Source organism: Halorussus sp. MSC15.2 (genome assembly GCF_010747475.1).
GTDB lineage: Archaea > Halobacteriota > Halobacteria > Halobacteriales > Haladaptataceae > Halorussus.
Map to the genome: position 1 here is coordinate 1 of NZ_VSLZ01000010.1, position 26,136 is coordinate 26,136.

The window sequence follows — 26,136 nt, forward strand, 5'->3', positions numbered from 1 at the left end:
TCATCACTTGACACGGCCTCGGCGTCTACTGTATCTCCTGTATCGGTGTAGTCAATCTCGTATTCTGACGTGGGTGCGAGAAGCGATCGGAGAGCGTCGAACCGCCGTTCGTACTGCTCACGTTGTTCGGCGACAACGTTTTCGATCTCCCGGGAGTCGATCAACCTAGGCGATACGCCGGCGAGCACTGCTACCACGGAATTCACCGAAGACTCCTCGTCCGAAGATCCTCCGGCAATTCGACTTGCAACGTCTTCTATACACCCCTCGTCGTCGATAGCCGTGATATGCCACAGTAGTTTCTCGTACGCCGTTGCAACGGCGTGCTCGATCGATTTCTCGCCTTGCGCTCCAAGTGCGCGTTCGATTCGCTGGTGGTGCAGTTCGACGCTGTCGGGGTACACGGTCACGAACCCGAGTGATCCCAAGAGCGGTCCAAGGACCACCTCATCTCGTTCGTCGGCGAGGAGACTGTCGAACTCCCTTCGTGGGAGGCTTCCGTCGATTTCGCCGCAGGACCGGAGCACGGTCTCGGCGTCTCGGAGACTCGTCGCCGCGACCGATCGCAGGAGAGACTCCGGGTCCTCGGACGTAAGTACGAGCGCACCGAGAAGAGTCGGTTCTCCATCATGTACTAACTCTAGTTCGGAGAGTACCCAGCGGTGCACGGTCACGACGCGATCACGATCACGTTTGTCGTTCGTCCGCAGCGTCTCGGCCCGGATGTGAGGGGCAATCTGATCTTGAAGTGAATTAGCTGCCGACACTGCAGCTAACGCCGTGTAGATACTCTCGGGGGAGAGACCCCAAAGCCGCCGCGGCGATCGCGTCCGGAGGTCTCGCGCGACCTCGATTGGGTCGTCAGTCATCGCCTCGCTGTTCCAGATGCAGGTCGTTCGACAGGAGTTCGAACAGTTCGTCCTTGTCGAACGACTCTGGGTCGTTCTGTTCGACGCATCCGTACTGGTAGACGCAGAACGGACAACCATTCTCGCAGTTGCACTCGGACTCCTCGGGCGAGAAGGCGTCGCGCATGATTCGGGTCGCGCGCTCGAACTTCTCGCCGTCGTCCTGAGTCAGGAGGACGGTGATACCGCTTCCCCCTTCGTCGGAGTCGTACACTAGCGTCCCCTCGTCCTCGATGGACTCCGGGACCTGCCGAACGCTGACGCCTCCGATGTACTGGAGTGCGACGCGGAGGCCGTGGGCGAAGCCGTGTTCCAGTTCCTCGCTGTCGAACCGGACCCGAGCAGCCTTGGTGTCGAACTTCGTCGCAGGGCGTACCGCGATGCTCTCCTCTACCGGGTGTTCGATGTTGTTGGTACAGTAAGCGGATTCACCGACGCTCGCAATAGTGCCGTTACAGCCGTCGACGCCGCAGACCTCGAAGACGTTGGGGAGCGGGTCGGCACCTCCGCCTTTGTAGGTCGCCCTGTAGCTGTCCGTGGAGGCGAGAATCGTCACGTCACCGTACTCGAACTGCCCGTGAACTGTACCCTCCCCGTCGACGATGTCGTACGACACTTCGGGGTCGAACGAGTCCCCGGCGTCTGTCTCGACCGGCGCGTACGTGCTCTGAATCTCGTCGTCGCTCTGGTAGACGCTGGCCGGCTGGAGGTGTTGGGCGTTCGGCGTCGAACCCAGAGGCAGGCCATGCCGGTACGCCGTCACGCGTTCGGGAACTTTCGTTACGAGCCGTTTCAACCGCGAGCCGCACGACTCGCAGTTCGCCGTGTCTGTATCGTACTCCGACGCGCAGGTCGGACAGATAGCGGCGGCTTCGAACCGTTCGCCGATGCGTGCCGACTTCAGCGGCTCCCAGGAAACCTGTGTGACCACGTACGTCTCGCCGTCGTGGAGGTATGACGCACACGGATGTAATTCGGAGAGGGCGATGCGACGGTCTCGTGACCCGTCGCTGACGCTCTCGAAGTCCTCACCGACCAATTGGTAGTCGACGGTGTCGCCGACCGAGCGGAGTCCGAAGGCGGACGGACTCTCGCGATTGAGGTAGCGGCCGAAGTCCATGTCTTCCAGTCGACGGAGGTACTCGTCTAGCTGGTCCGCTCGCCGGCGGACCTGCTGTTTGCGTTCGCGGAGTTGCTGCTTGCGCTCGCGGTCTCGCGTCCTGCGTTCCTCTCGCCGCAAGTCGGCGAGTTCTTCGTCGATCTCTTCGAGGTCGGCGTCGATGTCGTGCCATTGGTTGCTGTACAGGTCGATGATGGTCTCCTCGAAGCTCAACCGGTCCTCAGTGCCGGACAGTGTCGCCTCAACGATGTCTTCGTGTTCGTCGAGTATCGACTCAACCGTCCCCTCGCACTCGTTGCGGTGGCATGTCCCGTTGTACCCGGCCGCGTGTTTGCGGCCGCACGCCGAGCAGACGCCGAACGCTAAGACATCCTCGAGCCACTCCTCAACATCGTCTCGCTTATCGTCTACCAGAGTGCGAAGCGCTTCGAGTGGTGCGTCCTCGCCCTCGTGTTGCACTTGGAAATTCGACGACGACAGCAGCTCCGTGAAACGCATCACATCGTTCGGTCGGGGTTCGGTCCGCGGTGAGGGGTCGTCATTGCAGACGGCGAAGTCGTCGAGACCGCTCTGGTCGCGCCGCCACGGGACCCAGTGGGTAGTCGCAATCCAGTCGAGGATCGCCCACGTGAGCGACTGGTGGAGCACCTCGCGGTTCACTTCGTTGAGCGGGACCTGTTGAGAATCGGATGCGATGAGTTCCTCGGGGTGCTCGTGATAGTAATAGTCAATCGGGTTTCGCTGAGAGACAGAGTGAACGAGCGAATTGCCGGACGCGCGTCCCGCGCGACCCACGCGTTGGAGGTAGGAGTTCGCGTTCGGTGGCGTCCCGTACAGCAGGAGCGTGTTCAGGTCGCCGATGTCGACGCCGAGCTCCATGGCTGGCCCCGAGGAGAGGAAGTGCGGGTAACGACCCTGCCGGAACTGGTATTCGAGCTTGCGCCGCTCGTCTCGGTCGGTCTGCCCGTAGTAGGCCCGGGCGAGCAGCATCATCGGCTCGGAAGTGGACACTTGCTGTGCGGTCAGAGAGAAGTGGGGCTGCGAGAATTCGGACCTGTCTTCCGGTGTCGCGCTGAATTCGACGAGGTCGTCCGCGGAATCACCGAGCGTCGCGGCCAGCGACGTGACGAATTCCTCTCTGTCGGCGCTGTATCGGGTCGGCGTCTCTTCGTCGACTACTGCGCACTGGACCGCGTCCTCGTTGACCATCACGTACCGACTGCCGTCTTCTTCGACGCGGCGCAGGTAGCCACGGTCGATCAGCGAATCGAGGTGCTCGTGTCCGTCCTCAACCTCGTCCACCAAGTTCGGCTCGTATCGGTGGTTCTGAGAGACGCACTCTGCGAGCAGTTCGCGCTCGCCGGGGGAGAGTTCGTCGGCGGCGTCAAGTCGGACGTCTATGAGACCCTCATCGCCGAGTTGGTTGCTTCGGAAGCGTTCACTGTACATACCGGAGAAGACCCTCGACACCATCTCCTCCTTCAGATACTCGTCGACCGACTGGTCGTACCCGGTGAGGTATTCGTACATCCCCGGTGGCTTTCCGATGTTCCCCGTCAGGTCGTCTTCGTACGCCTTGGCTTCCCTCACTCCGCGGTCGACCACGGCGGACAGCGAGGCCCACCCCGTGTCGTCGGCCTCGACTCTGACGCTGTCCACGAACAGTTGGTCGAAGAAGAACGACTCCTCGGGCTCGCGGAAGTTCCGCTCCAATTCCTTCATGTCGGACTGGCTGTCCGCGAACGACAGCATCTTCGACTCCTCGAACGTCGAGGGATCGTCGCGGTCGGCGAGCGAGCGGAGCAGGTACCGGCCGGTCGTCACCGCAGCGTTGGCCGGGCCGCGGAGCATGGAGTCGTACCGACCGCTCTTCGAGTAGGTCTCGCGCTGGTCCTCGTGATAGCACGGCAGGCCGCCGGGGAAGTCGCTCGCCTCTCGAAGGCGGCCGTTGTCGTCAACCATTCGGAAGTTGCTGTAACCCCGAGCGCGGCGAGCGACATTGGCGTCGTCGCAGTCACATTCGTGTTCACCGTCCGGGAGGAACTCCCTCTCACACGACTGACATTCGTCGACCATTCGGACGTCGAACAGCGCCGACCGGACGAACCGCCGCTTCCCGCACTCGCAGGTCGACGGCGGGCGTCCGAAGTACACCTCGTCGCAGTCCGGGTCGCCGCACGTCCATCCCAGGAACCGCTTGGGCGTCAATTCGCCGTCGCAGTCGCCAGAAGTGCATTCCTGCCCTTCGGGGTCCTCGTACACGTCCCCGCATTCGGTACAATATCGGATATGTTCGTCCGCTAGTGGCTCCAAGTCGCTCGATTCGCAGGACTTGCACGTTGGCTCCTGGGACTCCTCTACCGGAACTTCCCCGTCACAGTCCGGATTGGAGCAGACTCGTGTCTCCATCGAGTCGTCGAGAACCAGCGGCGAGTCGCACGTCGGACAATCGCGCTGACGATTCCGTTTCTGGCGCTCCCCGCAGTCGGTGCACTCGTAGAACGGCCGCCAGTACACTCGCACCATCTCCGGCGTCTCCCCGTCCAGCGTCTCGCACTGGCACTCCTTGCGCCGGAAGTACTCGAACCGACCCTCCTCCGAGGTGACGGTGTGTGGGGCGAGGCGCTCGCAGTTCGGGCAGAACCACGACTCGAGCGACTCCTCGCCGCACTGGTTGCACAGCGACAGCTTCGTCACGAAGTGGTGGTCGCACTCGGTACAGGTCGCTTGGGGCGTGTCGTAGACCGTCCCGCAGTTGATGCACGTGTAATAGCCGTCGAGGGGCCAACTGAAGAGGTGCGCGCGCCGCTCTAAGATGCCCGAGACTTCCCCGATTGCCATGAAATTCCGAAACACCGTCTCCGCACGCTGTTCCGTGAGTCCCGCCTCGTCGACGAACCGGTCGAGGAGTTCTCCCGGACGGAGCGGTTTCTCCCGCAAGGTCGCGTAGACGCCGCGGACGAACTCTAACGGACCTCCTTCCTCCTCTACGAGGTGTTCGTAGAGCACGTCGCTCACCGCATCATCCTCACTACTGGCGTCAACCCCGGCGGCGTCTAGAGCCAAACGCGCGGCGTCCGTGTCACCGCTCAGCAGTTGCTCTTCGGTCAACTCCGTCGACGCGAACGCGGCAGGACTTCCTCGGGGAAGTCCGCGTCGAGTGTGCGCTCGTTCTCTTCGACGACTTCGACGTCGGCGTCCACGAACGGGTTAATCCGCTGGAAGACCGTGAGCTTGTTTTCCACGGTCGCGCTCGCTCCGACGACGGTGAGGTCGTCGTCGGACTCACTATCGTACCCGTTGAGCTCCCGCCGTTCTTGGACGTAGCGCCGCATCAGTGCCGACGTGAACGACCCGAAGAGCTCTGAGTACTCGTGGATCTCGTCGAAGACAAAGTACTTCGGCTCTGCGACGAACCGTTGCTGTTCCTCGTCTTCGTTCACGTTAAACAGCCTGTAGTTGATCGTGTCCGGGTTGGTCAGCAGGATGTCGGCCGGTTCTTCGATAACGGCGTCTCGCGTGACCTTGATGAAGTCGAAGGAGAGGTCCTCCTCGTGCTCCGCCATCGGTTCGACCACGAACGAGTCGTCCGAACGTCGACGCACAGTGAGCGACGAGTCGCATTCGCCGCAGGGACAGTCGAAGTACTGGAACGTCGTCTGGAGGTACGACAGCTCGTCGGGGTCGCGGCGCTTCGTGTCGCCGTCGTAGATGCCGACGGTTATCTGCTTCTCCGGGGACCGGCCTCGGTTGAGCGTGAACAGGTAATCGATGAGCCGCTTCAACTGGTCCTGTGCGAGCGCCTTCGTCGGATACGTCAGCACGCACTTGACGCTGTTCGGCGGATGGGCGTCGTGCTGTCCCTCCTTCGCCTCGGCGATGAACTGGAGGATGGGAATCAGCCAGCCCTCGGTCTTCCCGCGTCCGGTGCTCGCCGTCAGGAGCGTGTGGCTGTCATCCAGAATCGTCTCGACGGAGTCCTCCTGGAACTCGAAGAGCGACCGGAATCCGGCCTCGGTGAAGGTCTCGGTGACGTCGTCGTGGAGGCGGTGGTCGGCGGCGAACTCCTCCCAGGGAGTGTCGCTCATACGTGGGAGGTCGAGCACTTGGATGTAGGGACCCTTTGTTCGGATGAACTCCGGGAGGTCGTCTTCCAGCGATTCCCCATCCCCTTCGTCGTACCGCGAGACGAGGTTTTTGACGGCGCGCTGGGGTTGCGAGCCCGCGTAGTGTTCGGCGTACGATTCGCGCATCGCGTTCGCGAGTTTGAGCGGATCAAATTCCATCGGTGGCATTAGGTGTGGGATGTTGTCAGTCGGTCAGCTGTTCGCCTGCTCGCCGTTCTCCGGCCGGTCGGATCGTCAGGCCGGACTCCTCGAGGATGTCGTGAATTCCATCGCGGTCGAACGACCGGCGGTCGTTCCGGACGTCACACCCGTACTGGTACAGGCATGAGGGGCAACCACTCTCGCAGTCGCATCGGAACTGCTCGCGCATGAGGTTGACCGCACGGTCGAAGGCCCGGAAGTCACCATCGGTGCGCTCAAAGAGCAACCGAGCGACGTCAGACCCGCCTTCCTGCGATTCGAACACGTCGACTCGCTCCTCGCCGACGTACTCGGCGATCTCCCGGACGTTGACCCCGCCGAGGTACTGAAGTGCGACACGGAGCCCGTGCGCCAGCGTGTGCGACAGGTCCCGGTCGTCGAGGTCGACCCTGACTCCTTGGGTGTCGTATCGGTAGCCGAGTCTGACGAACTCCGAATCGGCGCCTCGGCCGTCGGGGAAGTGCTCGGGATCGGCGCTGCACCGCCGTTCCTCGTCGTCGTCACGGTAGACGACTCCCGGGCAATTCTCCTCGCCGCAAACCTCGAACAGCGTCTCTCGGGCGTCGACCTCTCCGGACTTGTACTTCGTCTGGTAGCTGTCCGTGTGCAGGAGGACGGAGTAGTCGCCGTACTCGAGCGTCCCGAGTCGCTCGCCGTCGTCGGTCCGGAACTCGAACGTCCTGTCCGGGTCGAACGAGAGAATCGATGTCTCGCGCTCCGCGTAGGTGTTCTGCACCTCCTGGTTCGGTTCGTCGTGCAGGTATCGCGCCTCGTTGCCGTCCGACGTCAGTCGGAGGTTGTCGTGGTACGCGTCGACGGAGTCCAGCACCGCGAGGCGGCGCCGCTTTAGCGGAACGTCGTTCCCGCAGTCGCAACTGTCGGCGTCGAGGCTGTGAGTCGCGTGGCACGCGGGACACACCAATTCGTCCGCCAGACGCTCTCCGTCCGCCGTCTCGCGAACCGCTTCGCGGAGGTCGGAGCCCGACTTCTCGTCTAACCGAACGCGGGCGACGGTGTACGTCTCGCCCCCATCGAGGTACGCCGCGCCGGGATGCAACTCGGAGAGAGCCATCCGCATCGCCCGGCCGCTGTCCGCATCGCCCACATTGCGGCGGTTGTACCCCTCGTCGACGAGGGTCAGACCCGCGGTGCTGGCGACGCTTCTCATGGAGAAGTCGTACTTGCTCTCGCGGGACTCACGGAGGATATCGAAGTAGCTCGAACGACCGAGTTCGGAGAGGTAATCGTCGAGGACGTCCATCCGTTCCTGCACTCCGCGGCGCTCGCGCATGATGCGAGCGCGCTCCTCGGTGTCTGCCCGCTGTTGGTCGCGCCGGAGTTGTCGGTTCCGCCGACGAAGTTTGGCCAGTTCGTCCTCTAGCGACCGCTCGTACTCGCGGTAGTGAGTGACGTAGCGCTCGTCGAAGCGGCGACCGCGTCGCCGACGAGGTGGCCGAACTCCTCCTGCGCGTACCGGATCTGACCGTCGCAGTCGTCCCGTTCGCACGTGGTTCGGTCATCGTCGGCAGCGTACCGGCGCTCGCACGACTCGCAGAACCGGTAGTCGAGCAGCGACTCGAGGTAGTCGGTGATTTCCGATTCGTAGTCGGAGACCACCTCCTCCAGCACGGCGAGGCTGGACTTCTCGCTACCGAGCGACAGCGTATCGGCCGACAGCGACATCACGTGAGTGAGTTTGCTCGCGTCCTCACGAGCGCTCTCAGAGCGGCCGTCGCGGCGGTGGTACGTGTCTCCTCCTTCGATGGAGCGACTGCGCCCGTGGTGGCTGACGTCCCACGGGACGGAGAAGTTGGCCGCCACGTAGTCGAAGACGGCCCACGACAGCGAGACGCGGAGGACTTCCTCGTTGTGCTCGTTTAGCGGCACCGGCGTCGGCTCCGCGTCGATGAGCTCCTCGGGGTGGTCGTAATAGTAGTAGTCGATGGGGTTGCGCTGGCTCACGGAGTGAACCATCGACGAGTGGGAACTACGCCCGGCGCGCCCTACCCGCTGGAGGTAGGCGTTCATGTTCGGCGGCGTCCCGTACAGCAGCAGGGCGTCGAGCGACCCGATGTCGACGCCGAGCTCCATGGTCGGCCCCGACGAGAGGTGGTGGGGGTAGTTCTCCTCGCGGAAGAGGAACTCCAATTCGCGCCGCTTTCGCTTGTCGGTGGTTCCGAGGTACTCCTCGGAGACGAGTATGCGCGTCTGGGAGTACTCGACACGGTGGGCGCGCTGGGTGAACCGCGGATGAGACGGCGACGCCCGTTCCGAAAGCGACGCGTCGGACGGCACCGCCGACTGACTGTCGAGGCTGAACTGGTGGTGGAGCGTCGTGTAATACCGCTCGGTCTCGGGGTCGAAGCGGACGCCATCGCCTTCCCCTGCGACCGTCACTTCCAGCGCGGACGGGTCGAAGGAGACGTAGTCCTCCGAGTGGCCGTACGAGAGGACGCTCCGTTCGACCAGTTCGCGGACCACCTCCGAAGCGCTCCGGTCGGGGCTCGAATCGGAGAGGTCCTCCACCCGACAGTCGTTCCCTTCGTCGACGAGTTCGCGAACGACAGCGCGTTCGTCTCCCGACAGCGCTCCAATGCCCGGTTCGAACCGAACGTCGAGGAGACCGACCTCGGTCAGCGGGTCGTCTCGCTCGCCCAGACGCTGGCTGTACGTGTGGGGCAGCGCTCGCCGTGTGAGTCGGTCTCGGAGCGCGTCGTCGTCGTCCCATCGCTTCCGCGGCTGGTCCTTCAGCCGGGACTTCAGGTCGAAATCGACGCTCCGCGCGACCTGTGGGGGCTCGAGCGCGTCGTTGAGTCCGTCGATGGTCTCGTCAGCGTCGATGAGGACCTCGTCGAATGAGGCCCACGACTCCTGTCCTCCAGCGGCTGAGGAGCATCTGATGAGCAGTTGGTCGAGCAGCGTCTCGACCTCGGGCTCGGAGAAGTCCCGGCTGAGCTCTTTCATGTCCCGATGGGAGTCCGCGAACGACAGGAGTTTGGCCGCCCGCTGTCCCTCGTCGTCGGCGACCACTCGCAGCAGGTACTGCGACGTCGTCGCGGCGAGGTTGTTCGGACTGCGCATCAGTTCGTCGAACCGGCGGCCCACTTCGTACCGGGCGTACGGGTGTGGACATGGGACCGCCGACGGCTGAGAGCTCATCTCGTGAATCCAGCCGCGGGTATCGATGGTCTTGTAGGCTCGGTGGGAACCGGTCCGCGGGAGAATCTCCGGGTCGTCGCAATCGCACCCGTCGTTGCCGACGAAAGCGGTGTCGCACGACTGGCAGTGGCGGTCGTGACGGATCTCGAGCAGCGCCCGCTTCACGAACTCTTCCTCGCCGCAGTCGCATCGGCGAGGTTCGTCATCGAAGTGTAATCGGTCGCAGCCGTCGTTCGTACAGACCCACGGAACGTATCGACCTCCATCGGAGACCACCTCGAACTCCGAAGCGTCACAGCGTTCGCAGACGCGTTCGTCGGTGTGAGTCCGCCCACACTGCGGGTTGATGCAAGTGAATTCGTTCGGTCCCGTCCGGACGGTCCGAGAGTCGCACTCCCCGCAGTCACGAGTCGTCGTGCGTTCGCTCAAGCGCCCGCAGTCGCGACATCGGAGGGTCGGCTGGAACGTCGTTCTAATCATCTGCACCGCGTCGCCGCGGTCGGCCTCGCATCGCTGACAGATCCGTTCCTCGTCCTGACCGACCGACCCGTGTTCTGTGGGCGTATAGGGGTCCGTTCGGTTGCAGGACGGGCAGTACCACCCGATCAGGTGTTCGTCGCTACAGTAGCGGCAGTACGTCGTGCGCGTGACGAAGTCGAACCCGCACTCGCGACAGGCGTCTTGCGGCGACCGATAGGTCGAGTCGCACGACGGGCACGCATAGAAGCCGTCGATCGGCCACGAGAACACGTGACTGCGGTTCTCCAGAATGCCCGAGAACTCGCCTAGAACGCGGACGTTTGATACTAGCGTCTCGGTCGCCGTCTCACCGAGTTTCAGTTCATCCGCTAACTGGTTGTGGAGCTCGGCGCGGGTGAGGGGTTCGTCGTAGAGCAACTGGTGGACGTATTGGACTGCCCGTGCGCCGGAGCCGCCGTCGTCTCTGGTCAGGTGGTCGAACAACGCGTCGCTCACCAACGTCTCTCGTCGCTCGCGGTCGTAGCTCGACGCGTCTTCCAGCGTGTAGTCGAACTCCTCCAGTCCCGGGACCGTATCGTCGGGGTCGGCCGCCGCTCGGAGGACGCGTTCAACAGACAGTTCGTGGGACGTCAGCTCCTCGGGAACCCGTGACGGCACTGCGTCGTCGAGTTCTCGGGGGGGACTCGCTCACACGCGTGACGTCTACTGCTCCACTCACCTTCTGGAACAGTTCGACGTCGTTCTCGACGGTCGCGCTGCTCGCGATGAGCTGTAAGTCGTCGATGTCCCGGCGCTCGCGCAGTGACTGCACGCGCTTCATCAGCGTCGACGTGTAGCTTCCGAACAGGCCGTCGTACGTGTGAACCTCGTCGAAGACGAGGAACTCGGGCTCGTAGATGAACCGCTCGTGCTCGTCCTCGGCGTTGACGTTTGTGAGCCGGTAGTTGATTGTGTCCGGGTTCGTGAGCAGGATGTCGACGCCGTTCTCGAGGATGTCGTACTTCGTCAGCTTGAGGAAGTCGAGCGGCACGTCGTGCGGTTCGTCGTCTTCGCAGGCCGCCTTCTCAGGGATGAGTTTGAACCGGGCACCGGTGTTCCGGACGCGGACGCCGCCGCCGCAGTCCTGACACTTCTCGAGGTCGGGGTTGTACCCCGGGCACTCGAAGTGCCGGAACGTGGCGTTGAGGTAGCCCTCCGACCCGGACTCGCTGACGTTCCGCGGCGTATCGCCGTCGTAGATGCCGACGGTGATGCGCTGCTTGGACTTCAGCTGACTGTTGATCTGGTACAGGTACTGGATGAGCCGCTTCAGTTGGTCCTGCGCGAGCGCCTTGGTCGGGTAGATGAGCGTGGCCTTGACGGTGGTGTCCTCGCCGGTCCCCTCGTACCGCTTCGCCTCCAGGATGCGGTTGAGAATGGGGATGAGCCACGCCTCGGTCTTCCCTCTGCCCGTCGCGGCGGTGATAACGGTGTCGTCGCCGTCGAGGATCGCCTCGATACTACGCTCCTGGAAGTCGTACAGGCGCTCGAACCCAATTTCCGAGAACGCGCGACGGATGTGCGGTTCGAGGCGAGCCGACCGAGCGAAGTCGTCCCACGAGCGGTCGCTCCAGTTCGGGATGTCGAGCGCCTGAAGATACGGCCCGCGCATCCCCGTGACGTCGTTCTCACTGTCGGCGAGGCGATTGGCGACGCTGCGGGCTGCTCGCCCGCCGCGACCGATGAAGTAATCGCGGTAGGCGTTTTGCATCTGCTCCGCGCGGGCGACGGGGTCCTTCATGGTCAGAGACTGAGTTCGACCGCTGACTCAAATTCGTCGACTCGCTTCATCTCCTCCAGCGTCTCCATCGAGACGTCTGCGAGGGTGAGCTTCTGGGACTTGCTGAGGGTCTTCACGTCCTCGATGGTGTCGTCAGACAGGTCGTGCTTCTCCTGGAAGTCGTCGAAGCTCTGGAGCGACTGGTGCTTCTCCCAGTCGCTCGTTGCGTTCTCCCACTCCGAGACAAAGTTCGACGCGCTCCCGCTGGTGTCCATCAACTCTCGGGTGAGCAGCGAGTGCATGTGGTTGAGCGTGCGGGAGAAGTCGGCGTTCTGCCCGCCGAGGATCTTCTGTAACTCCTCTGCTGCCTCCACCTTCGTTGTCCACGCTGACCGCTCACTCTCAAGTTGGTTTTCGATCGTTTGGATGACGCTCTTTACCTGCTTCTTCGCCGACCGAATCTGTTTTAAGTGCGTCTCGACTTCGTTCTCGCCCACGTCGTCGCTCTGAACGTTTTCCAGGAGATCGTCTTGGGTCACGCCGGTGGCGTTCTCGATCGCCTGAACGGCACCGGCGGTCATCGTCGGTGCCGAACCGCCGAAGGCTTCCTCCAAGACCGTTTTGTAGTATTTCAGATCGCGGAGGCGAGTGGCGAGCTCGTCGAACTCGCTGTTAATCTCGCTGATGTTCGAGCGAGCGACCGAGACGTGGTACTTCGTGTTCTGTGCCTGCTTGTGCTCCTTGGCCTTGTCGTCGAGGGCCTCGACGGCCGTGGGTAGAGATTTGGAACCGGACATCTTACAGGTCCTCCGTCAGGGAGATTATCTCCTGGCGCTTCTGCTCGTAGTCGCTGTACTCGTCGAGTTGCTTGATTCGGTGTTCGAGGTCTGCTCCGGTGGCGTGGTCCTGCTCTTGGAGGTCGTCGATGAGCGCGTCGAACGCTTCGTAGATCTCCCAGGCGGCCTGCTCGTTGCGACTTCTGGCGAAGTCGTGGAGTCGAGCGACGAGGGTCGTGCCTGTCGCCCCGTCCATGTTCCGGAACCGCTCTACGTCCTCGCGGAAGTCCGCGAGATTCAGGTCCTCTGGCGACTCCGTCAGCGTCTCGTAAGCGTCCTCGTAACTCGACTTAATCGGCACGTCCATTGCACCCGCGCACTCGTAGAGGGTCTCGAACCATTCGGCGAGGTCGTCGACCGTGTGACCGCCGTCGTACCACCGTTTGACTGGTTCTAGCGCTTCCTGAATGTGGGACGCGTCTTGGTCGACGGTCAGACGCTGGAGTTCGGCCGCGTAGTCAGAGATCCGGTCGAACAGGCTCGACACCTTGGTGTTGGCTCCGTTCCGCGTCGTCCCGACCTTGTACGCGTCGGCCAGGTCGTCGGTGTCTATCATCATCGCGGCGTCGACGTGGGACTCGAAGTCCTCCGCTACCTCCCTGCACGCCGCGGACAGTCGCTCGTAGTCCACGACGTTCGACTTGAGAAGGAAGAACCCCTCGACGAGTTTCGCGATGTCGGTAGACGACATCGCGAGGTCGCCGAACGCCTGTCCGAACGCGCTGTCCCGGTCGAAGTTCTCCACGATGGGCTTCCCGTACGACCGGTTGCTGTCGTACTCCTCGAAGACGATTTCGGCGGGAACCCGGTCCTCGTCGGCCTCTACGCCACGCGCTCCGTTGATCAGGAAGAACTGAGCGAGCACGAGCGTCTTCTCGATGGTGAGTTCCTTGGGGAGGCACGCCTCGATTTCCTCGCGCATCTCGTGTTTGAACCGGGCGACCTCGGTGTCGGCCCACGCTCGCAACTGGTCGAAGTTGGTCGTCTGCGAGTCGAACACGTCGAACAGTCCGTACTCAAGCATCGGGGTGTAGAGGTCGGCGTGCTCCGCTCCCCACTCGAGTTCGACGTCGATGCTGGACTGTCGTTGCTGGTCGCCCTGTATGGACACCGGGATGCTGTCGCCGCGGGCGTAGTAGATTCCACCGGCGGACCTCGTCGAAGCGTTCGGGTTCCCCAAGCGAGTGGGTTCGTGCCAGCGCTCAAGGACGGCGACGGCGCCGTCGTGTAGCGTGTCCGAACTAGGATACTCCTCGCCGGCGGTCACCCAGTCTTGGAACTCCTGGAACTTGCGCTGGCGCTCGCGCTCCTCTTCGGTGAGTTCGGGTTCCTCGATGACGGTGACTCCCTCGTCACCGTTGCCTCCGGTATCCTCCTCTTCGTCCTCGCCGTCGCTACCCGATTCGTCACTCTCCTCGTCCTCTCGGTCCTCTCCGTCTTCCTCGTCGGCCTCTACGGCGTGCTCCGGGACCGGCGGATTCTTGATCTTGTCGAGTACGGCGCTCCCCTTGCCTTTGTCGAACACCACGTGGTCGCCTTTGACAGGGGCGACGTCGTCGTCCGGGAGTTCGATTCCAAACGCCTCGAAGATACCGACCTTCACCCCGATTCCCTCCTCGACCGGGACGCCGTACCAGCGGCTGACGTCCTGGTAGATCTGGTCGTAGTTCATGTCGATCTCGAACGTCGGGGTGTCGACGAACGAGTTCGATTTCATCGCCTCGTACGGCAGGAGCGACGACTTGAGGCAGTGTTTCACGACCCGGAGCAGTAGCAGGCGCGGCGTCTTCCGTTTACTGCCCTCGTCGTTCAACTGCCGGTAGGCGACATGTACGAAGCGCTCGTTGAATGGGTACATGTCGTCGAAGGCCGCTTCGATGTCGTCGGGCGCCCCGTCGACGTTGGAGTTGCGCTTGATGGCGTTCAGGTACGACCGGGCCAGCGCGACGGAGGCGTCATCGTCGAGGAAGTACGCTTCCCCGTTCTCGTCCGTCATCGTGAGAAAGCCCTCCGCGCGTCCCTTCATATACGTCGCCGCGTCTTCTCGGGCGAGTGCGTCGTCGATGTTGTCCTGCTCCCACCCGACGGTCCAACCGAGGACGATATCGTAGTTGCTGCTGCTGAGCTCGAAGATATGGTCCAGAAGTTGTTCCTTGAGGACGCTGAACGTCGTCAGGTCCTCGCAGATGAGCACCGGGCGGATGCCCTGTTCCTGGTACATTTCCGAGTACTCCTGCAACTGCTCTTTGAACTCTCCGACGAGGTTCCGGGAGAGGTACTCGTGGGCTTCGTTCTTCAGCACCGAGTACAGCACGTCCTTGTTCTCGGTGAGCTTGTCGCCGAAGCTCAGTTGTAACCGCAGGTCCCGGTAGTCGGTGCGCGTCAGGAGGTTGAAGTCAGGATTCTCGTCGCGGGTCTCCAGGGCGTCTTGGTAGTCTTGGATGTTCTTCGCGAAGATTGCCCGCAGGTCGCTCTCGCCGCCCCGGTTCTCCGTCAACTCGCCCAGTTCCGCCTCGGTGAGGTGCTCGGTGGACCAGATGCCGCGCATGTACTCCACGATGGCACTCGCGGCGTCTTCCGGGTCGAGGTCGTCGATGTTCCTGACGTCGGTGTCCACGTCCAGGGGCTCGGTGAGGACATCGATTATCTGGTCCATTCGAGTCTGGCTGCGGGATACGTGAAGGGCTACGTAGTCCTCGATGCCCTGTTCGTCCTCCCCGTAGCCGTTGACTTGGTACTTCGTCCACTCGCAGAGTTGGCTCTTCCCCGACCCCGGCTCGCCGCGTAGGATGAAGATGCGGTTGGGATCGTCTAGGTTAGACGCCGTGACGGCGTCCAGGAAGTTTTCTTGAGTGACGAAGTCACCTGACACGCCGAGCGGAGTTAGGGTGTCGGCGTAGATGCGGTCGATGTCGACGTGGGTCTCCCTGAACTGTTCGGGGGTCTTCTTCTTCGTGTGTGCCTCCGACGTGATGAAGTGGTCGACCTCGTCGTCGTCCCAGTAGTGGGTCATTTGTTCGTCGGCCGGGGGCTCTTGGACTTGCTGACTCATTGTCGGGTGAGGAGCTGGTTAAGGGGGTATTCGTAGGCCGTTTCGTCCGGGCGTGGGCGGATTGAGACGTGGGTCACGCTTCGCCGGTTTCCGCGAACGTCGTCGTTCAGGTTCTGCGGCGGCAGTTCGACGCTGTTCTGCGCGTCTCCCGGAGCGGAGAGCGACAGCACGTCATTATCGTCCATGTTCCGCAACACGTCGGCGACTGCTGGGTGGACTCGCCGGTTTCCCGAGCGCTCGCTGAACACTGTGAACAGGTTGTCGTTGATCCAGTCGAGGGCCCGACGGAACTCCCCGTCTTCGACGGTGACGTCACCATACTCGGCGCCCTCTCCCGATTCCATAGGGGCTAGGGCTAACGCGTCGTGCACGAGCGCCCGACAGGGGCTAAGCACGAGTCCGTCTTCGGTCTCGGAGACGAGACCGAGTTGTTCGCACAGCGTCACCCACATGTCCAGTTTCTCGTCGGTCCAGCTGAAGTCGTAGTCCGTCTCGCGCTTCAGGATAGTGCGGAGGTTGTCACGGCCGGCATCTACCGTTCTGCTCTCCTCGCTCATCAGCGCGCGGTGAATGTCGGCGAAGTGGGACTGGCGGCCTTCCTGCTGATTACAGTGGTATAGCAACCGCGCCTCGAAGGCGAGGCCCTCGAAGTGTCGGTCGTTGATGCGCTCGACCGTATCCCTGATATCGCCGCTGGGACTCTCTACGAGGTCGACGGTGTTCAGGAATCGAAGACTCTCCTCAACGTGGTCCGTCTTCTGTCCGCCGCCCTCTGCGGGGCGTCCGAACTTGCTTGTGACTTCAGAGACGCTCGACGGCCCCTGAAGAGAGCCGTAGATGTGTTTGAGTTCCGGTGCTCGCACGAGATGAACCCGGTGAGTAGTTTGTCCGGTTTGTCTACCGCCGGCGTGTACGTCGTGCTCATGTGTCCTCCTGGTGTCGGTGGCGATAATCGTCTAACCGATTTTCTTCGAAATCAACACGTTCCAGCATGTCCAGCATGCTGTTGGCGACCTCCTGGGTAGGTCCGCGCTCCGTCCACGAGCGGAGCGCTCCCGGATGCGCTCGGAGTAGTCCTCCAGCACCCGGTCGGCGTCCTCGCGGATGAAGTAGTATAGCGGTTCCCACGCGGGACTGTCCGCTGGCACCCGCGTGTAGTCGAATAGCGCGGGGATTGACCCGGCGTCGAGACCCGCCCGCTTGTGATGCGCGGAAACCTGATGATAGAACAGGTTCTGGGTCGTCGAAAGCGGAAGGTCGGAGTCGAGGTTATACCGCAAGTACCGCTTCAGCATCCCCTTGTAGTCGGTGACCGTGCACTCGAACTCGTCGATGAACGACTTGCCCGGTTTCTTCGTATACCGGGGCATCTCCGGTGTGCTCGTGTCGGTCATTAGGACGTAGGGGACGCCCTCCGGTCGCTCTCGGAGCAACCGGCGCACGATGTCCTGATCGTCGAAGGTGCTGTCTTCGTCTCGCAGTTCGCCGGTCAGCATTTCCTGGGTGATGTAGTGAACGATCGGGAATTCGATTCCGTCTACTCCGTTCTCGCGCAGGTCCTCGCTTGCGAGGTGTTCGTATTGGGTGAGTCGTAACCCGTTGTCGTAGATGCCGGGATGGACGACTCTGTTGAGACCGAACTCCGCGATGAACGGGAGCGACCTGAGTTGTGCCCGGGCCTGCTTACCCGTCTTCTGGAGTTGCGGGTCTCGGACTACGAGTACCGAGTCCCGCGTCCGACGAAGTCGGATAGCGCGGACGGGCCCGAATCGGGCGGGTATGTCATCTTCCTAGGTGTTTGGGAGTCGATTCGGCGCCGATTGTGGGATGGACGCCGTTCGTAAGCATTCGATATCTGTAGCTATCGCTACCTGCGATTTAGCCCTTTCAGGCCTCGCCGTGCCGAATGCTTCCATCCTTCACTTATCCGGCCAAATACTTAAAATTGTTGGATATATTATAGGAATAATGATACCACTCCTCGTCCGTGGGATGGTGATCCCGGACGGAACGTGCGAACAGTTGACGGGTTAACCCCTTACCACCATATAATTACCGACTACGCAACAATTGAAGTTGAGTTGCACTACTTTCGAACAGTCGGCGAGGTGGTTCCGAAGATTTTTCGGGGCGATACGGTACTGCGGCAGTTTGCGTTCGAATATGGTGGTGACTGTTGCACTATTCCGGAACAGTAACAGTACCCCTCGCCGAACACTTCACGTATGCGTACGTACCTCGCACCGCTTGGTTTCGACAGTAGACGCGTAGTCCGACCAGTTCTGAGTGAAGGACTGGACGAGGGTGATCGGGTCGTGTTGCTACAACCGGTCGGTGGTTCAGAACGCGGCGAGGACGCGTTCGAGGAAGTCGAGAACGTACTAACTCAGGTCGTCCCCGCTCTCGATTTACAGATCGAACATCTCCCTCATAACGACTTCGTGGAGACGACTCTGTACTGCGCCGACCTGATACAGAATGCAGAGGGAGAGATTATCGTTATTCTCGGCGGCGGCGCCCGAGAAATTCTACTTCCGTTGACCGTTGCGACATTTGGAAGCGACGTTTTCATCGACACGATTCTCCAAGTAGGTGACATAGATAGTAGCGTCCGACGAGTTCCCCAACTTAACCTACGCGGTAACGTCACGGATGCCGAGTGGAAACTCCTCGCGGACATCGCCGACCTAGATACTCTATTGTCTATCAGCGAGATAGCTAACCGATTAGATAAGTCGAAGAGCACTATCGCGCGGCATGTTCCCACATTAGAATCGAAGGGATTCGTCCTCACCGAGAAAGAAGGCCGGAAGAAAACCGTCGATGTTACTGATAGTGGTAGGGTCTTCCTGAGAACGAGTACAAATCAGAGATTGTGATTTCGATTCGGAATCTCTTCCAAAAAGGATACTCCTCGGCCGAAAATCTGGATTCAGATGGAAATGACGGTCCGGTCGTTTTCTTCTGGCGTCGATTCGATACTTAAATGGAATGTTGAAAACGGTTACCACTACCTTCCGTGGCGCGATCCACGTAGGTCGGCCCTCCTTTGGTAGTGTTAGCAAATCTGGCCTATCTGGGCAATAACTATGGCCTTCTAGTCTGTTCCTCCAACTGGATGATCTGCATCGCGTATTGGGACACATAGCATACTCCGAGGGATATCATCCGCGTCTTTGTACCGAAGATACGCCCCGGTAGTAACCGGGATTAATTGTGGACGCGTTCGGATACACCATTATGACCAGAATCACACAGTCAACCCGTCTCGAACAAGTCGAACACATTCTCGGAAGCAGAACGAATATACTGGATTTTGCAGTTAAAGGCGAGAATGATTACTATACATGGGATGAAAGCGAAGACGCAGACTGGACTATTGAAGATGTAGACTACGTCGAAAACGTCGAGGAAGATCGCTTTATTCTGTACCTCCAGGGGGAGTACTTCACTTGCGACATAGAGGCCTCACGTGAAGAAGGAAACAAGGGTCCCGTGCGGTGTTGGTGTGAAGAATCGAAAGATAAATAGCTCCGTTTCGTGGCGAATCAGCGTGAGGGGTGAGTTTGTGGAGTCGGGGAAGATGTTCTCTCTAATTCTTGTGGATGGCATTTCTGGCGAGGTAGAGGAACTATTCGGACAATCTCTTTGAGTGCTTCTCGGCTTAGTTTGCGGAGGATTCGTCGTTGAGGCTGGGGATGTCACAAAGAATTTACCACCAGTATTCGAACCTAACCTATCCCAAATGGTCCCCCTCACACGCCGCCGCCTCCTCCACGTAGCGACAGCGATTGCCGGTGGACTGGCTGGTTGTAGTCAGTTCACGGCGGTGAAGCCTCATCGACGCGCTCCGTCTCCAGCGACGGAGCAACCATTCCCGAATCGGACACCGCGACCGATCCACCGATGGTTCACCGCCGGGCTGCCGTACCCCCGATTCGACTCACCGACCCGGATAATGACCATACCGAAACACCACAACGGGAATCTTCCCCCCGACTCAATCAGTACGAAGTCATCGACTCTCAGTCACGTGCTCAACGGCTCACTGTCGCCGATGGTGTAGACGGCGACGAACTCTCGTCGTTCATCTCCGCGACGAACTTCGACAGCGAGACCCTGTACTTAGAGACCCAGCAGGTCAAGGAGTGCTTCCGATTACAGCTCTGTTACGTCTCGTGGCAATCGAAGAAAATCCAGACCGATTACACCCGGACGCTTCGACCGTACGATGAATCGTGTACCGTCGACGAACACGTCTTCGAATCACGCCTCGTCCGACTCCCGGTTGCACTCGACGCAGACTCGGTCAACTCCTACGGGTCGAGCATTGGCGGAAGCGGACGTTGCAACGGTGGTGGCTCCGTCCGCTCCGAGGGAGCAAGCGGAAGTAGCGATTCGACGACAACGCCTATCACTACTGCGGAGGGCGAGCAGTGATGCGCGGTAGCTCCTCGACGCGTCGTGGTTTTCTGGCGGTCGCGGGTGCGACACTAGCCGCAGGCTGTAGTGAGTTCAACCCACTCGATAGCAGTACTAGTGAATCTGTCTACAGCCACGAGTTGCCGGATGTCACCGACGACGGTGAATCTGGACCAGTTGTCACCGAGGCGATTCCGGTCGCTATCGAGCAGTCCAAACTGGACGAAGCGACACAGCGCGTGAACGAGCTCCTGGAGACCCTCCCGATGCCATTCGGGTCGGAGAGCATCCCGAATGGCTACATCAGACACCGACTTCTCGATGCCGCCAGCGAAGCGACGGCACACGTCGAGGATGCTCGGACGACTCATACTCGTTTTGCTGCGTTTCAGTCGCTCCGCGAAGCGCGTGCCAACGCTCGGTATGCCGCGGCCGGCTGGGGATTCGTCGAGCGTGGCGTGACACAGGCCGACTTGAAGACGGAACATCAGCAAGCGCTTGACGAAGCCCGTACACTCCGGACAAACCACGAGTACCGCGGGACGGATCCGGTCCGTGCAGCGCTCGTCCACGCTCATATTGAGCGAAATCTCGACCACGTCCTTGACGCCCGGAAACCATCTGGCCGAGCTGAACACGGTTCGTTGTTGGCCGTCGCCGAGTGGGGAGAACACGCAGAGCAGGCGACTGCCCTCGCCGCCGACAGCCGCTATCTGTATGATCAATTCACGGCCTCGCTTCCATCCGACGCCGGGACTATCCGCAAGACGCTCGGGACTGCGACCGAGCACCTCGCACAGGACCTCCGGAGTCGTGACAAAGACCTGCCCTCGGAACCGACTGAGGACGACCATGACATCGCGTGGTGGCTTCAGTATCGACTCCGCGACGATGCAGCGAGGAGTGTGGATGCGGTCGCTGACGCGATTGGTCCGGCTAGTGCGGTGTTAGCCGCGACTGGGGGACTTACCGACTTTCTCGCGTATGAGCGCATTCGGGATCGAATCGAGAGCGGCGAGCAGTTCGGCGTTCAGAATGCGGCGGACGTTCGGTCGGTGCGCTCGCAGGCTATCGAAGCGATTCGGACGGCACTTGAGGAGAGTCCACGACCGGAACTTGTCCGTCCGATTCTCGCAGATGCGGCGGCTCGCGTCGCCTACGCCGACGAGCGGCTCGCCCGTCATCAGGGCGAAGTTCGGCTTGCACAACTTGAGGACCCTGTTCGTGGATATATTACCGCGACTGTCCGCGCTCGGAGTACGCCGTCCGCGTGTCGTCGTGTCCTCAATGCGCTCGAATGATGAGGGCGACGGTCTTGACGTAGGAACTGGCTACTTTCTGGAACTTGCGGGTCAGAATCTCGGTTGTTGCTGTTTCGAGAGAAGGTCTCAGTATGTCGCCCAATACTAGTGTATTGTCGAAAACTATTAAACAGATATCTTGTCATTGGTGATGTATCCTCTATGGTCGGATGCGTTTCTCTACAGCATTATCTGCGCCACTTCTAGAAATATACTGACTATTATTGGCCGAACAGAAGTTATATAGTACCCTGACCAGCACCACGAACTACCGCCGAATCGCGGTCACTCGACCGCGGAACAATACGCCATACGCTAATCTAGTAGTCACAACTCTGCCGATCTAGGTATTGGTCCGCAGTTGGACGACCAACACGACCGCGTTCAGGTGAGAAGCCAACCCTATGAACGAACAACCGACAGACCCGACAATTGAGGTATCGGCCGAATTTCTAAGTGACGACTCCCACTCTACGTCCCAACGGAGACACCGCTTCAAAGCGATTATCACCCGCACCTCTCCGCGAGTGACGACCCTTGCAATGGGGCTTGCATTCTTTATCACTGCTGTCGGCCCCGCCGCTGCACAGAGCCAAGTCGGTGACGTGTACTGTAATACTGGCGTCGCAACCGGTATCGATCTCGTGTTCAGCGCGGTCGCCGGACTCGGACTTCCGGCAACAGGCTACTACACCGGGAAGGCTGGCCTCTCGTACATGCGTGCAGGAGGCAATCCTGAGCAACAGAACGAGGCGAAAGAGAAACTCGTCATGTCTGGCATCGGTTTCGGCATCGTCGTGCTTGCTCTCGTCTCACCTGAACTCATCGACAAGATTGGTAGTCAGATGGGCTTTGGCTTCTCGGACTGCGTCAAGCCATTCTAACCCACCTGAATCGATACAGAACTCCCCTGCAGTCCTCGAACGCATGTCTGTCCGTCACGCGATACCCGCCGTGCTTGCCCTGCTTCTCGTGAGCAGTAGCACCATCGGTATCGCAGGAAGCGTGCAGACCGCGACACCAGCTAACTATGACTCGGCAATCCCTGACGACGGACCCGATTACGGCGTGAACAACAGTACGTTCCAGCGTCTCTGGTCGGAAGACACCGACAACGGGAATCTCTCCGCCGACGATTTCGGGGATGCGAACGTCGGTTCTCGGAGCGAGTTCACTCGACGGCTTGCCCAGTCGACAGACATCCCGTTCCCTCGTCCACCACAAGCGGCCGGTGACTGGAACCGCGGTGACTTCGACGATTACACACCCGGCAATCAGCGTTCGTCAGTCCACCCAATAGGAGCATCCCTCACGGATGGCGTGTACATCAAAGATGCCTACGTCAGCGTTTTCGCTATCCAGCCGTCGACAATCCTTCACCGAGGGAATGAGACGACACGGTATGTTTCGCCGGACGGCACGGTTCGCACAGTTAGCGATTACCGGGTTGCCGTGCCGCAAAGTGATCGAACCGGGTCGGAGCGTGACCGCTGGTCAGTTGACCAAACCAAGATCGAGTCCATCAAGCTCACAGCAGACGGACAACCGCTCGATACTGGTCGCGGCCACCAAGCGACGCTCCAATACACCGACCTCTCAGGGTCGCCGGGACTGACTGTCACGGCCACTATCTCGGTGCAACTCCGCCACGTTACACTCGACTGCCCGAGTTGGAACCAAACAGGTGACGGTTGTGGTGGCGGGTGGACGCACGACGTTGAAACCCTCGAAGCGTCGAAAACAGTGTCGACCTCTCAGAACGTCTCTGTCGCCCAACTCACTCAAGCTACGGGCAATCGTGTTCAGTTTGAAACCGACGAGAACCGAACCGGCGCGGTCGTCCATCCGAATACTGAGTGGGCGACGATTACGGTCAGCGACGATGTTCGCGCCCGGAGCAACTGGCGGTTCTACACGGCCGGACGCGCCGGATGGCAGACGATGGCCACGCGGACTGCAACCAACACGTCGCGTGCTGAATCCTCGGTGCGCCCCGTCCAGGTTCACGCATTCCCGAGCCAGCAGACACCGTCCGTTCCGACTGACCCAACCGACGATGGGAAACGCCCACTCGTCATCGAAGAAGCGTGGGGTACAGAACGGACAGGACCATCGCTCTCGCCGAATATCGACCTCGAATCGGCCGACTCATACGTGAACGCAGACTCGGTCGCGCTGAGTTCCACGACCTTGGACGAGCGCGACTTCCGCGAGGTCACAGTCCACGGTATCATTCGAGGCCAATCACGAACAGTCTCACTCGCCGAGCAACAGACCGTCCGCGAGACGAATCTCACCGTAACCGTCACCAAAGCCACTGCGACCCATGCAGTCGTTCAGGCGCGAGTGACGGAGAACTCGACCGGAGATGCCGTCACGACTGGCCGTGTCCAAATCAGGAATCAGACGACAGCCCTGAATAGTAGTGGAATCGGGGTTGTGACCCTCTCGAACCCGGATTCCGTCGTTCGCGGGGAGTATACCCCAACAGCGTGGTGGCAGGCCGAGAAACCGTATACGAAATCGACGGACATTACGACGCTTCCTGCCGACTTTCCGGACGCTCAGTCGCTCATCCAACTCGTCGTCGTGACGATACTCTGGTTCCTCCCTGTTGCAGTCCTGCTCTTCGGCTTCGACTACATGTCCGGCGGCGAATTGCTCGGACTCTCAAACAGAACATGAACGAGAACACAACTTCATCTAATCACGGTAGGTGTATCGACCGTCGAACAGCTCTTACTGGACTTAGCGGAGCAATCATTACGCTTGCTGGCTGTTCATCATCGCCATCAGAGACTAACAGCACAAGTTCTAGTACATCTCCTGCCTCTGGAAGTGACACCAACGTCTTTGAGCGCGTCGGAATGGTCGAGACGGATCTCGTTGTCAAACTCGCCAGCGATACAGAGGTAGATTCGGTGAACCTCCTCAACCCTGCCGGTGACATGAACGCGCTCCAGCAAGTTCAGGAAGGAGTGACACAGGTATCGTTTCAGCTACTCGGTGAGACCGAAGATGGGTACACGCCAGGTGACTACCGCGTGGTCGCTGTCGCTAGTGATGAGACTATTGGTGAGACGACGATTTCCCTCCAACCCGAACTCATGATTACAGACCTCAAGTGGGCGCGGAATCACCCGGATATGGCCTGGGAGAGGGATAGATCGACATGGGAACAACACGCTGCGTTCACTATCGAGAATACAGGGAATGCACCATCATTCCTTACGAAGACCCGGTGGTCGAACGCCCCGCTCTGTCGAGTCAAGTCTCAGGAGACGATGGAGTTCGGTCACGGTGTTCTTCTTCCCGCTGGTGAGGCAACGGTCGTCTACTCGTCAGCGCCAATCTACCAAACAGAAGGGCGTCTCGGCATGGGAGCGCACGTGAACTGTGACGACCTTGGGACGTCCCCTCTCACCGTCACTGGAGTCGTCCAAGCTGGGGCGAACCCGTCGTACTCACAGATGATCGAATATGGCGGCACAAACAGCTCATGCGAGTTGGCCATTGTTGACGGCGGCCCGACTGACCCGACCCAAACGACCTCGAACAGGAGTGATACTTGATGGGGTGGTTTGAAGAGCAGGTTGAGGACGCTATTAAGAACGTCCTCGCGGGCGTAAAAGATGCGCTTCTTGGGTTTGCGAACAACATCTTTGAGGCACTCCTCAATCCCATTGTTGGCGTTCCAGCACCGAAATCTAACTCTAGGTACATCGTCGTCGGTACACCCGATAATGCACCATGGCAGAGCCTATATGCCGAGTTCTATATCCAATACATCCTACCGTTAACGATTACATTGCTGGTTATCGGACTCGCGTACATCGGTCTTCGGTCAGGATCCGTCAGTAACTATCGTCGCAAGCGTCTCGTCCGACGTATTGGTCTCGTGTTTCTCGGGTCGTTCGTCTGGTTCCCACTTGTCTCGCTCCCGCTCCAGTTTATCAATGCGATGGGACTCACCCTTGCCCCGGTCGACAGTATGTCGGTCGGATTGGGAAGCCTCGTTGAGTCAGCAGTCGGTGGACTCTTCGTCGTACTCACGATGGCAATCGTCACGAACTTCCTGCTTATTGTCGCAGCTCTCGTCTACGGCCTCCGGTGGCTTGGAATTCTTGTACTGACACTACTAATTCCATTACTTGGTGTCTTCTGGGCACTTGATATCTGGCCACTCAGTCCCGCCTCAGAAATTGCTCGTCGTGCTGCGGGCATTTATCCCGGTCTCATTCTTTCGGGACTTCCTGCTGCGGTTCTCTTTCGGATTGGCTGGCAGATGGATCTCACAGCAGGTGCAAGTGGTATCTTCTCGCTGTTCCTCGGACTCATTCTCATCCCCGCAGCTTGTCTTGCCTCGATCATGACTGTCTACTGGTCCTCCCCTGCAATCAGAACAATTGCTCGTAAGAGCGCGACAAAGACGAATCCGGCGACCGCTGCCTCAGCGGCGAAGAAGGGAACTGGGAAATCGGTTCGTGGTGCCCGCAACGTCCATCGCGGGTACGCTCAGAACGCACACGGTCCGGTCACGAAGAGTGGGCAGACGCAGCTTGGCAGCGGCGACTCGAACGCTTACAAACTGGGGTCGTCTGCTCAGTCCGCGAAGGAACACGCAGGCCGCTACAACGACCGCCGGAAGTCGGAGTCCGGCCGGATGCGTGACCAAGCAAAAGCAGACGTAACAGACGCGACGCAGGCGGCGAAGGCGCGATCCAAGCAGGCATTCAGAAACACGAAAGAGAAGGTTTCACGGTGGTAATTT

At 60.3% G+C, this 26,136-nt stretch carries 16 protein-coding genes and 1 pseudogene; 7 read left to right on the forward strand and 10 right to left on the reverse strand.

Going from position 1 to position 26,136, the window contains the following annotated elements; translation table 11 throughout:
* From FXF75_RS21080 to FXF75_RS22945, 10 genes and pseudogenes are all read right to left on the reverse strand, one after another.
* A pseudogene (locus FXF75_RS21080) lies at window positions 1-869 on the reverse strand (hypothetical protein); the annotation flags it as partial.
* Window positions 862-5,094: a helicase-related protein gene (locus tag FXF75_RS21085; RefSeq protein WP_240334851.1), complete on the reverse strand. Its 4,233-nt coding sequence runs from the start codon at window positions 5,092-5,094 to the stop codon at window positions 862-864. The gene FXF75_RS21085 and the pseudogene FXF75_RS21080, both read right to left, overlap by 8 nt.
* A 41-nt stretch (window positions 5,095-5,135) precedes the next feature.
* On the reverse strand, window positions 5,136-6,314 hold the full coding sequence (locus FXF75_RS22925; protein WP_240334853.1) for a DEAD/DEAH box helicase: 1,179 nt from the start codon (window positions 6,312-6,314) through the stop codon (window positions 5,136-5,138).
* Window positions 6,315-6,339: 25 nt separating this feature from the next.
* Complete coding sequence (locus FXF75_RS22930) at window positions 6,340-7,647, reverse strand: DUF1998 domain-containing protein (RefSeq protein WP_309221882.1); 1,308 nt, start codon at window positions 7,645-7,647, stop codon at window positions 6,340-6,342.
* Window positions 7,648-7,733: 86 nt separating this feature from the next.
* Complete coding sequence (locus FXF75_RS23415) at window positions 7,734-10,652, reverse strand: helicase-related protein (protein ID WP_309221883.1); 2,919 nt, start codon at window positions 10,650-10,652, stop codon at window positions 7,734-7,736.
* Window positions 10,603-11,775 carry a DEAD/DEAH box helicase gene (locus FXF75_RS22940; RefSeq protein ID WP_240334855.1) on the reverse strand — a complete coding sequence of 391 codons (1,173 nt, stop codon included), beginning with the start codon at window positions 11,773-11,775 and terminating at the stop codon, window positions 10,603-10,605. Before FXF75_RS22940 ends, FXF75_RS23415 begins: the two co-directional genes overlap by 50 nt.
* Window positions 11,776-11,777: 2 nt before the next feature.
* On the reverse strand, window positions 11,778-12,551 hold the full coding sequence (locus FXF75_RS21095) for a hypothetical protein (RefSeq protein WP_163524044.1): 774 nt from the start codon (window positions 12,549-12,551) through the stop codon (window positions 11,778-11,780).
* Window position 12,552: 1 nt separating this feature from the next.
* Window positions 12,553-15,642, reverse strand: a complete 3,090-nt coding sequence (locus tag FXF75_RS21100) for a hypothetical protein (RefSeq protein WP_163524045.1) — start codon at window positions 15,640-15,642, stop codon at window positions 12,553-12,555.
* Complete coding sequence (locus FXF75_RS21105; RefSeq protein WP_240334856.1) at window positions 15,639-16,505, reverse strand: hypothetical protein; 867 nt, start codon at window positions 16,503-16,505, stop codon at window positions 15,639-15,641. The genes FXF75_RS21100 and FXF75_RS21105 overlap by 4 nt, the downstream gene beginning before the upstream one ends.
* A 93-nt stretch (window positions 16,506-16,598) precedes the next feature.
* Entirely contained in the window at window positions 16,599-17,138 is a 540-nt protein-coding gene (locus FXF75_RS22945; RefSeq protein WP_240334859.1) for a hypothetical protein, read from the reverse strand.
* 729 nt (window positions 17,139-17,867) lie between these two features.
* Here FXF75_RS22945 and csa3 point away from each other — a divergent pair.
* From csa3 to FXF75_RS21145, 7 genes are all read left to right on the forward strand, one after another.
* On the forward strand, window positions 17,868-18,521 hold the full coding sequence (gene csa3, locus FXF75_RS21115; protein WP_163524046.1) for a CRISPR-associated CARF protein Csa3: 654 nt from the start codon (window positions 17,868-17,870) through the stop codon (window positions 18,519-18,521).
* 361 nt (window positions 18,522-18,882) lie between these two features.
* Complete coding sequence (locus tag FXF75_RS21120) at window positions 18,883-19,173, forward strand: hypothetical protein (protein WP_163524047.1); 291 nt, start codon at window positions 18,883-18,885, stop codon at window positions 19,171-19,173.
* Between the two features lie 908 nt (window positions 19,174-20,081).
* A complete protein-coding gene (locus FXF75_RS21125) occupies window positions 20,082-21,365 on the forward strand; it encodes a hypothetical protein (protein ID WP_163524048.1) in 1,284 nt (427 codons plus the stop codon).
* 542 nt (window positions 21,366-21,907) lie between these two features.
* Complete coding sequence (locus FXF75_RS21130) at window positions 21,908-22,249, forward strand: pilin (RefSeq protein ID WP_240334860.1); 342 nt, start codon at window positions 21,908-21,910, stop codon at window positions 22,247-22,249.
* A 43-nt stretch (window positions 22,250-22,292) separates the two neighbouring features.
* Entirely contained in the window at window positions 22,293-24,050 is a 1,758-nt protein-coding gene (locus tag FXF75_RS21135; protein WP_163524050.1) for a hypothetical protein, read from the forward strand.
* 182 nt (window positions 24,051-24,232) lie between these two features.
* Window positions 24,233-24,937: a hypothetical protein gene (locus FXF75_RS21140; RefSeq protein ID WP_205427976.1), complete on the forward strand. Its 705-nt coding sequence runs from the start codon at window positions 24,233-24,235 to the stop codon at window positions 24,935-24,937.
* Complete coding sequence (locus FXF75_RS21145; protein ID WP_163524052.1) at window positions 24,937-26,133, forward strand: hypothetical protein; 1,197 nt, start codon at window positions 24,937-24,939, stop codon at window positions 26,131-26,133. Before FXF75_RS21140 ends, FXF75_RS21145 begins: the two co-directional genes overlap by 1 nt.
* Window positions 26,134-26,136: the final 3 nt, after the last annotated feature.

Excerpts from the sequence above, each read along its gene's own strand:
- FXF75_RS22925 (WP_240334853.1), bottom strand. The coding sequence starts at position 6,314 with ATGGAATTTGATCCGCTCAAACTCGCGAACGCGATGCGCGAATCGTAC.
- FXF75_RS22930 (WP_309221882.1), bottom strand. The coding sequence starts at position 7,647 with ATGCGCGAGCGCCGCGGAGTGCAGGAACGGATGGACGTCCTCGACGAT.
- FXF75_RS22940 (WP_240334855.1), bottom strand. The coding sequence starts at position 11,775 with ATGAAGGACCCCGTCGCCCGCGCGGAGCAGATGCAAAACGCCTACCGC.
- FXF75_RS21095 (WP_163524044.1), bottom strand. The coding sequence starts at position 12,551 with ATGTCCGGTTCCAAATCTCTACCCACGGCCGTCGAGGCCCTCGACGAC.
- FXF75_RS21100 (WP_163524045.1), bottom strand. The coding sequence starts at position 15,642 with ATGAGTCAGCAAGTCCAAGAGCCCCCGGCCGACGAACAAATGACCCAC.
- FXF75_RS22945 (WP_240334859.1), bottom strand. The coding sequence starts at position 17,138 with ATGCTGACCGGCGAACTGCGAGACGAAGACAGCACCTTCGACGATCAG.
- csa3 (WP_163524046.1), top strand. The coding sequence starts at position 17,868 with ATGCGTACGTACCTCGCACCGCTTGGTTTCGACAGTAGACGCGTAGTC.
- FXF75_RS21120 (WP_163524047.1), top strand. The coding sequence starts at position 18,883 with ATGACCAGAATCACACAGTCAACCCGTCTCGAACAAGTCGAACACATT.
- FXF75_RS21125 (WP_163524048.1), top strand. The coding sequence starts at position 20,082 with ATGCGCGGTAGCTCCTCGACGCGTCGTGGTTTTCTGGCGGTCGCGGGT.
- FXF75_RS21130 (WP_240334860.1), top strand. The coding sequence starts at position 21,908 with ATGGGGCTTGCATTCTTTATCACTGCTGTCGGCCCCGCCGCTGCACAG.
- FXF75_RS21135 (WP_163524050.1), top strand. The coding sequence starts at position 22,293 with ATGTCTGTCCGTCACGCGATACCCGCCGTGCTTGCCCTGCTTCTCGTG.
- FXF75_RS21140 (WP_205427976.1), top strand. The coding sequence starts at position 24,233 with ATGGTCGAGACGGATCTCGTTGTCAAACTCGCCAGCGATACAGAGGTA.
- FXF75_RS21145 (WP_163524052.1), top strand. The coding sequence starts at position 24,937 with ATGGGGTGGTTTGAAGAGCAGGTTGAGGACGCTATTAAGAACGTCCTC.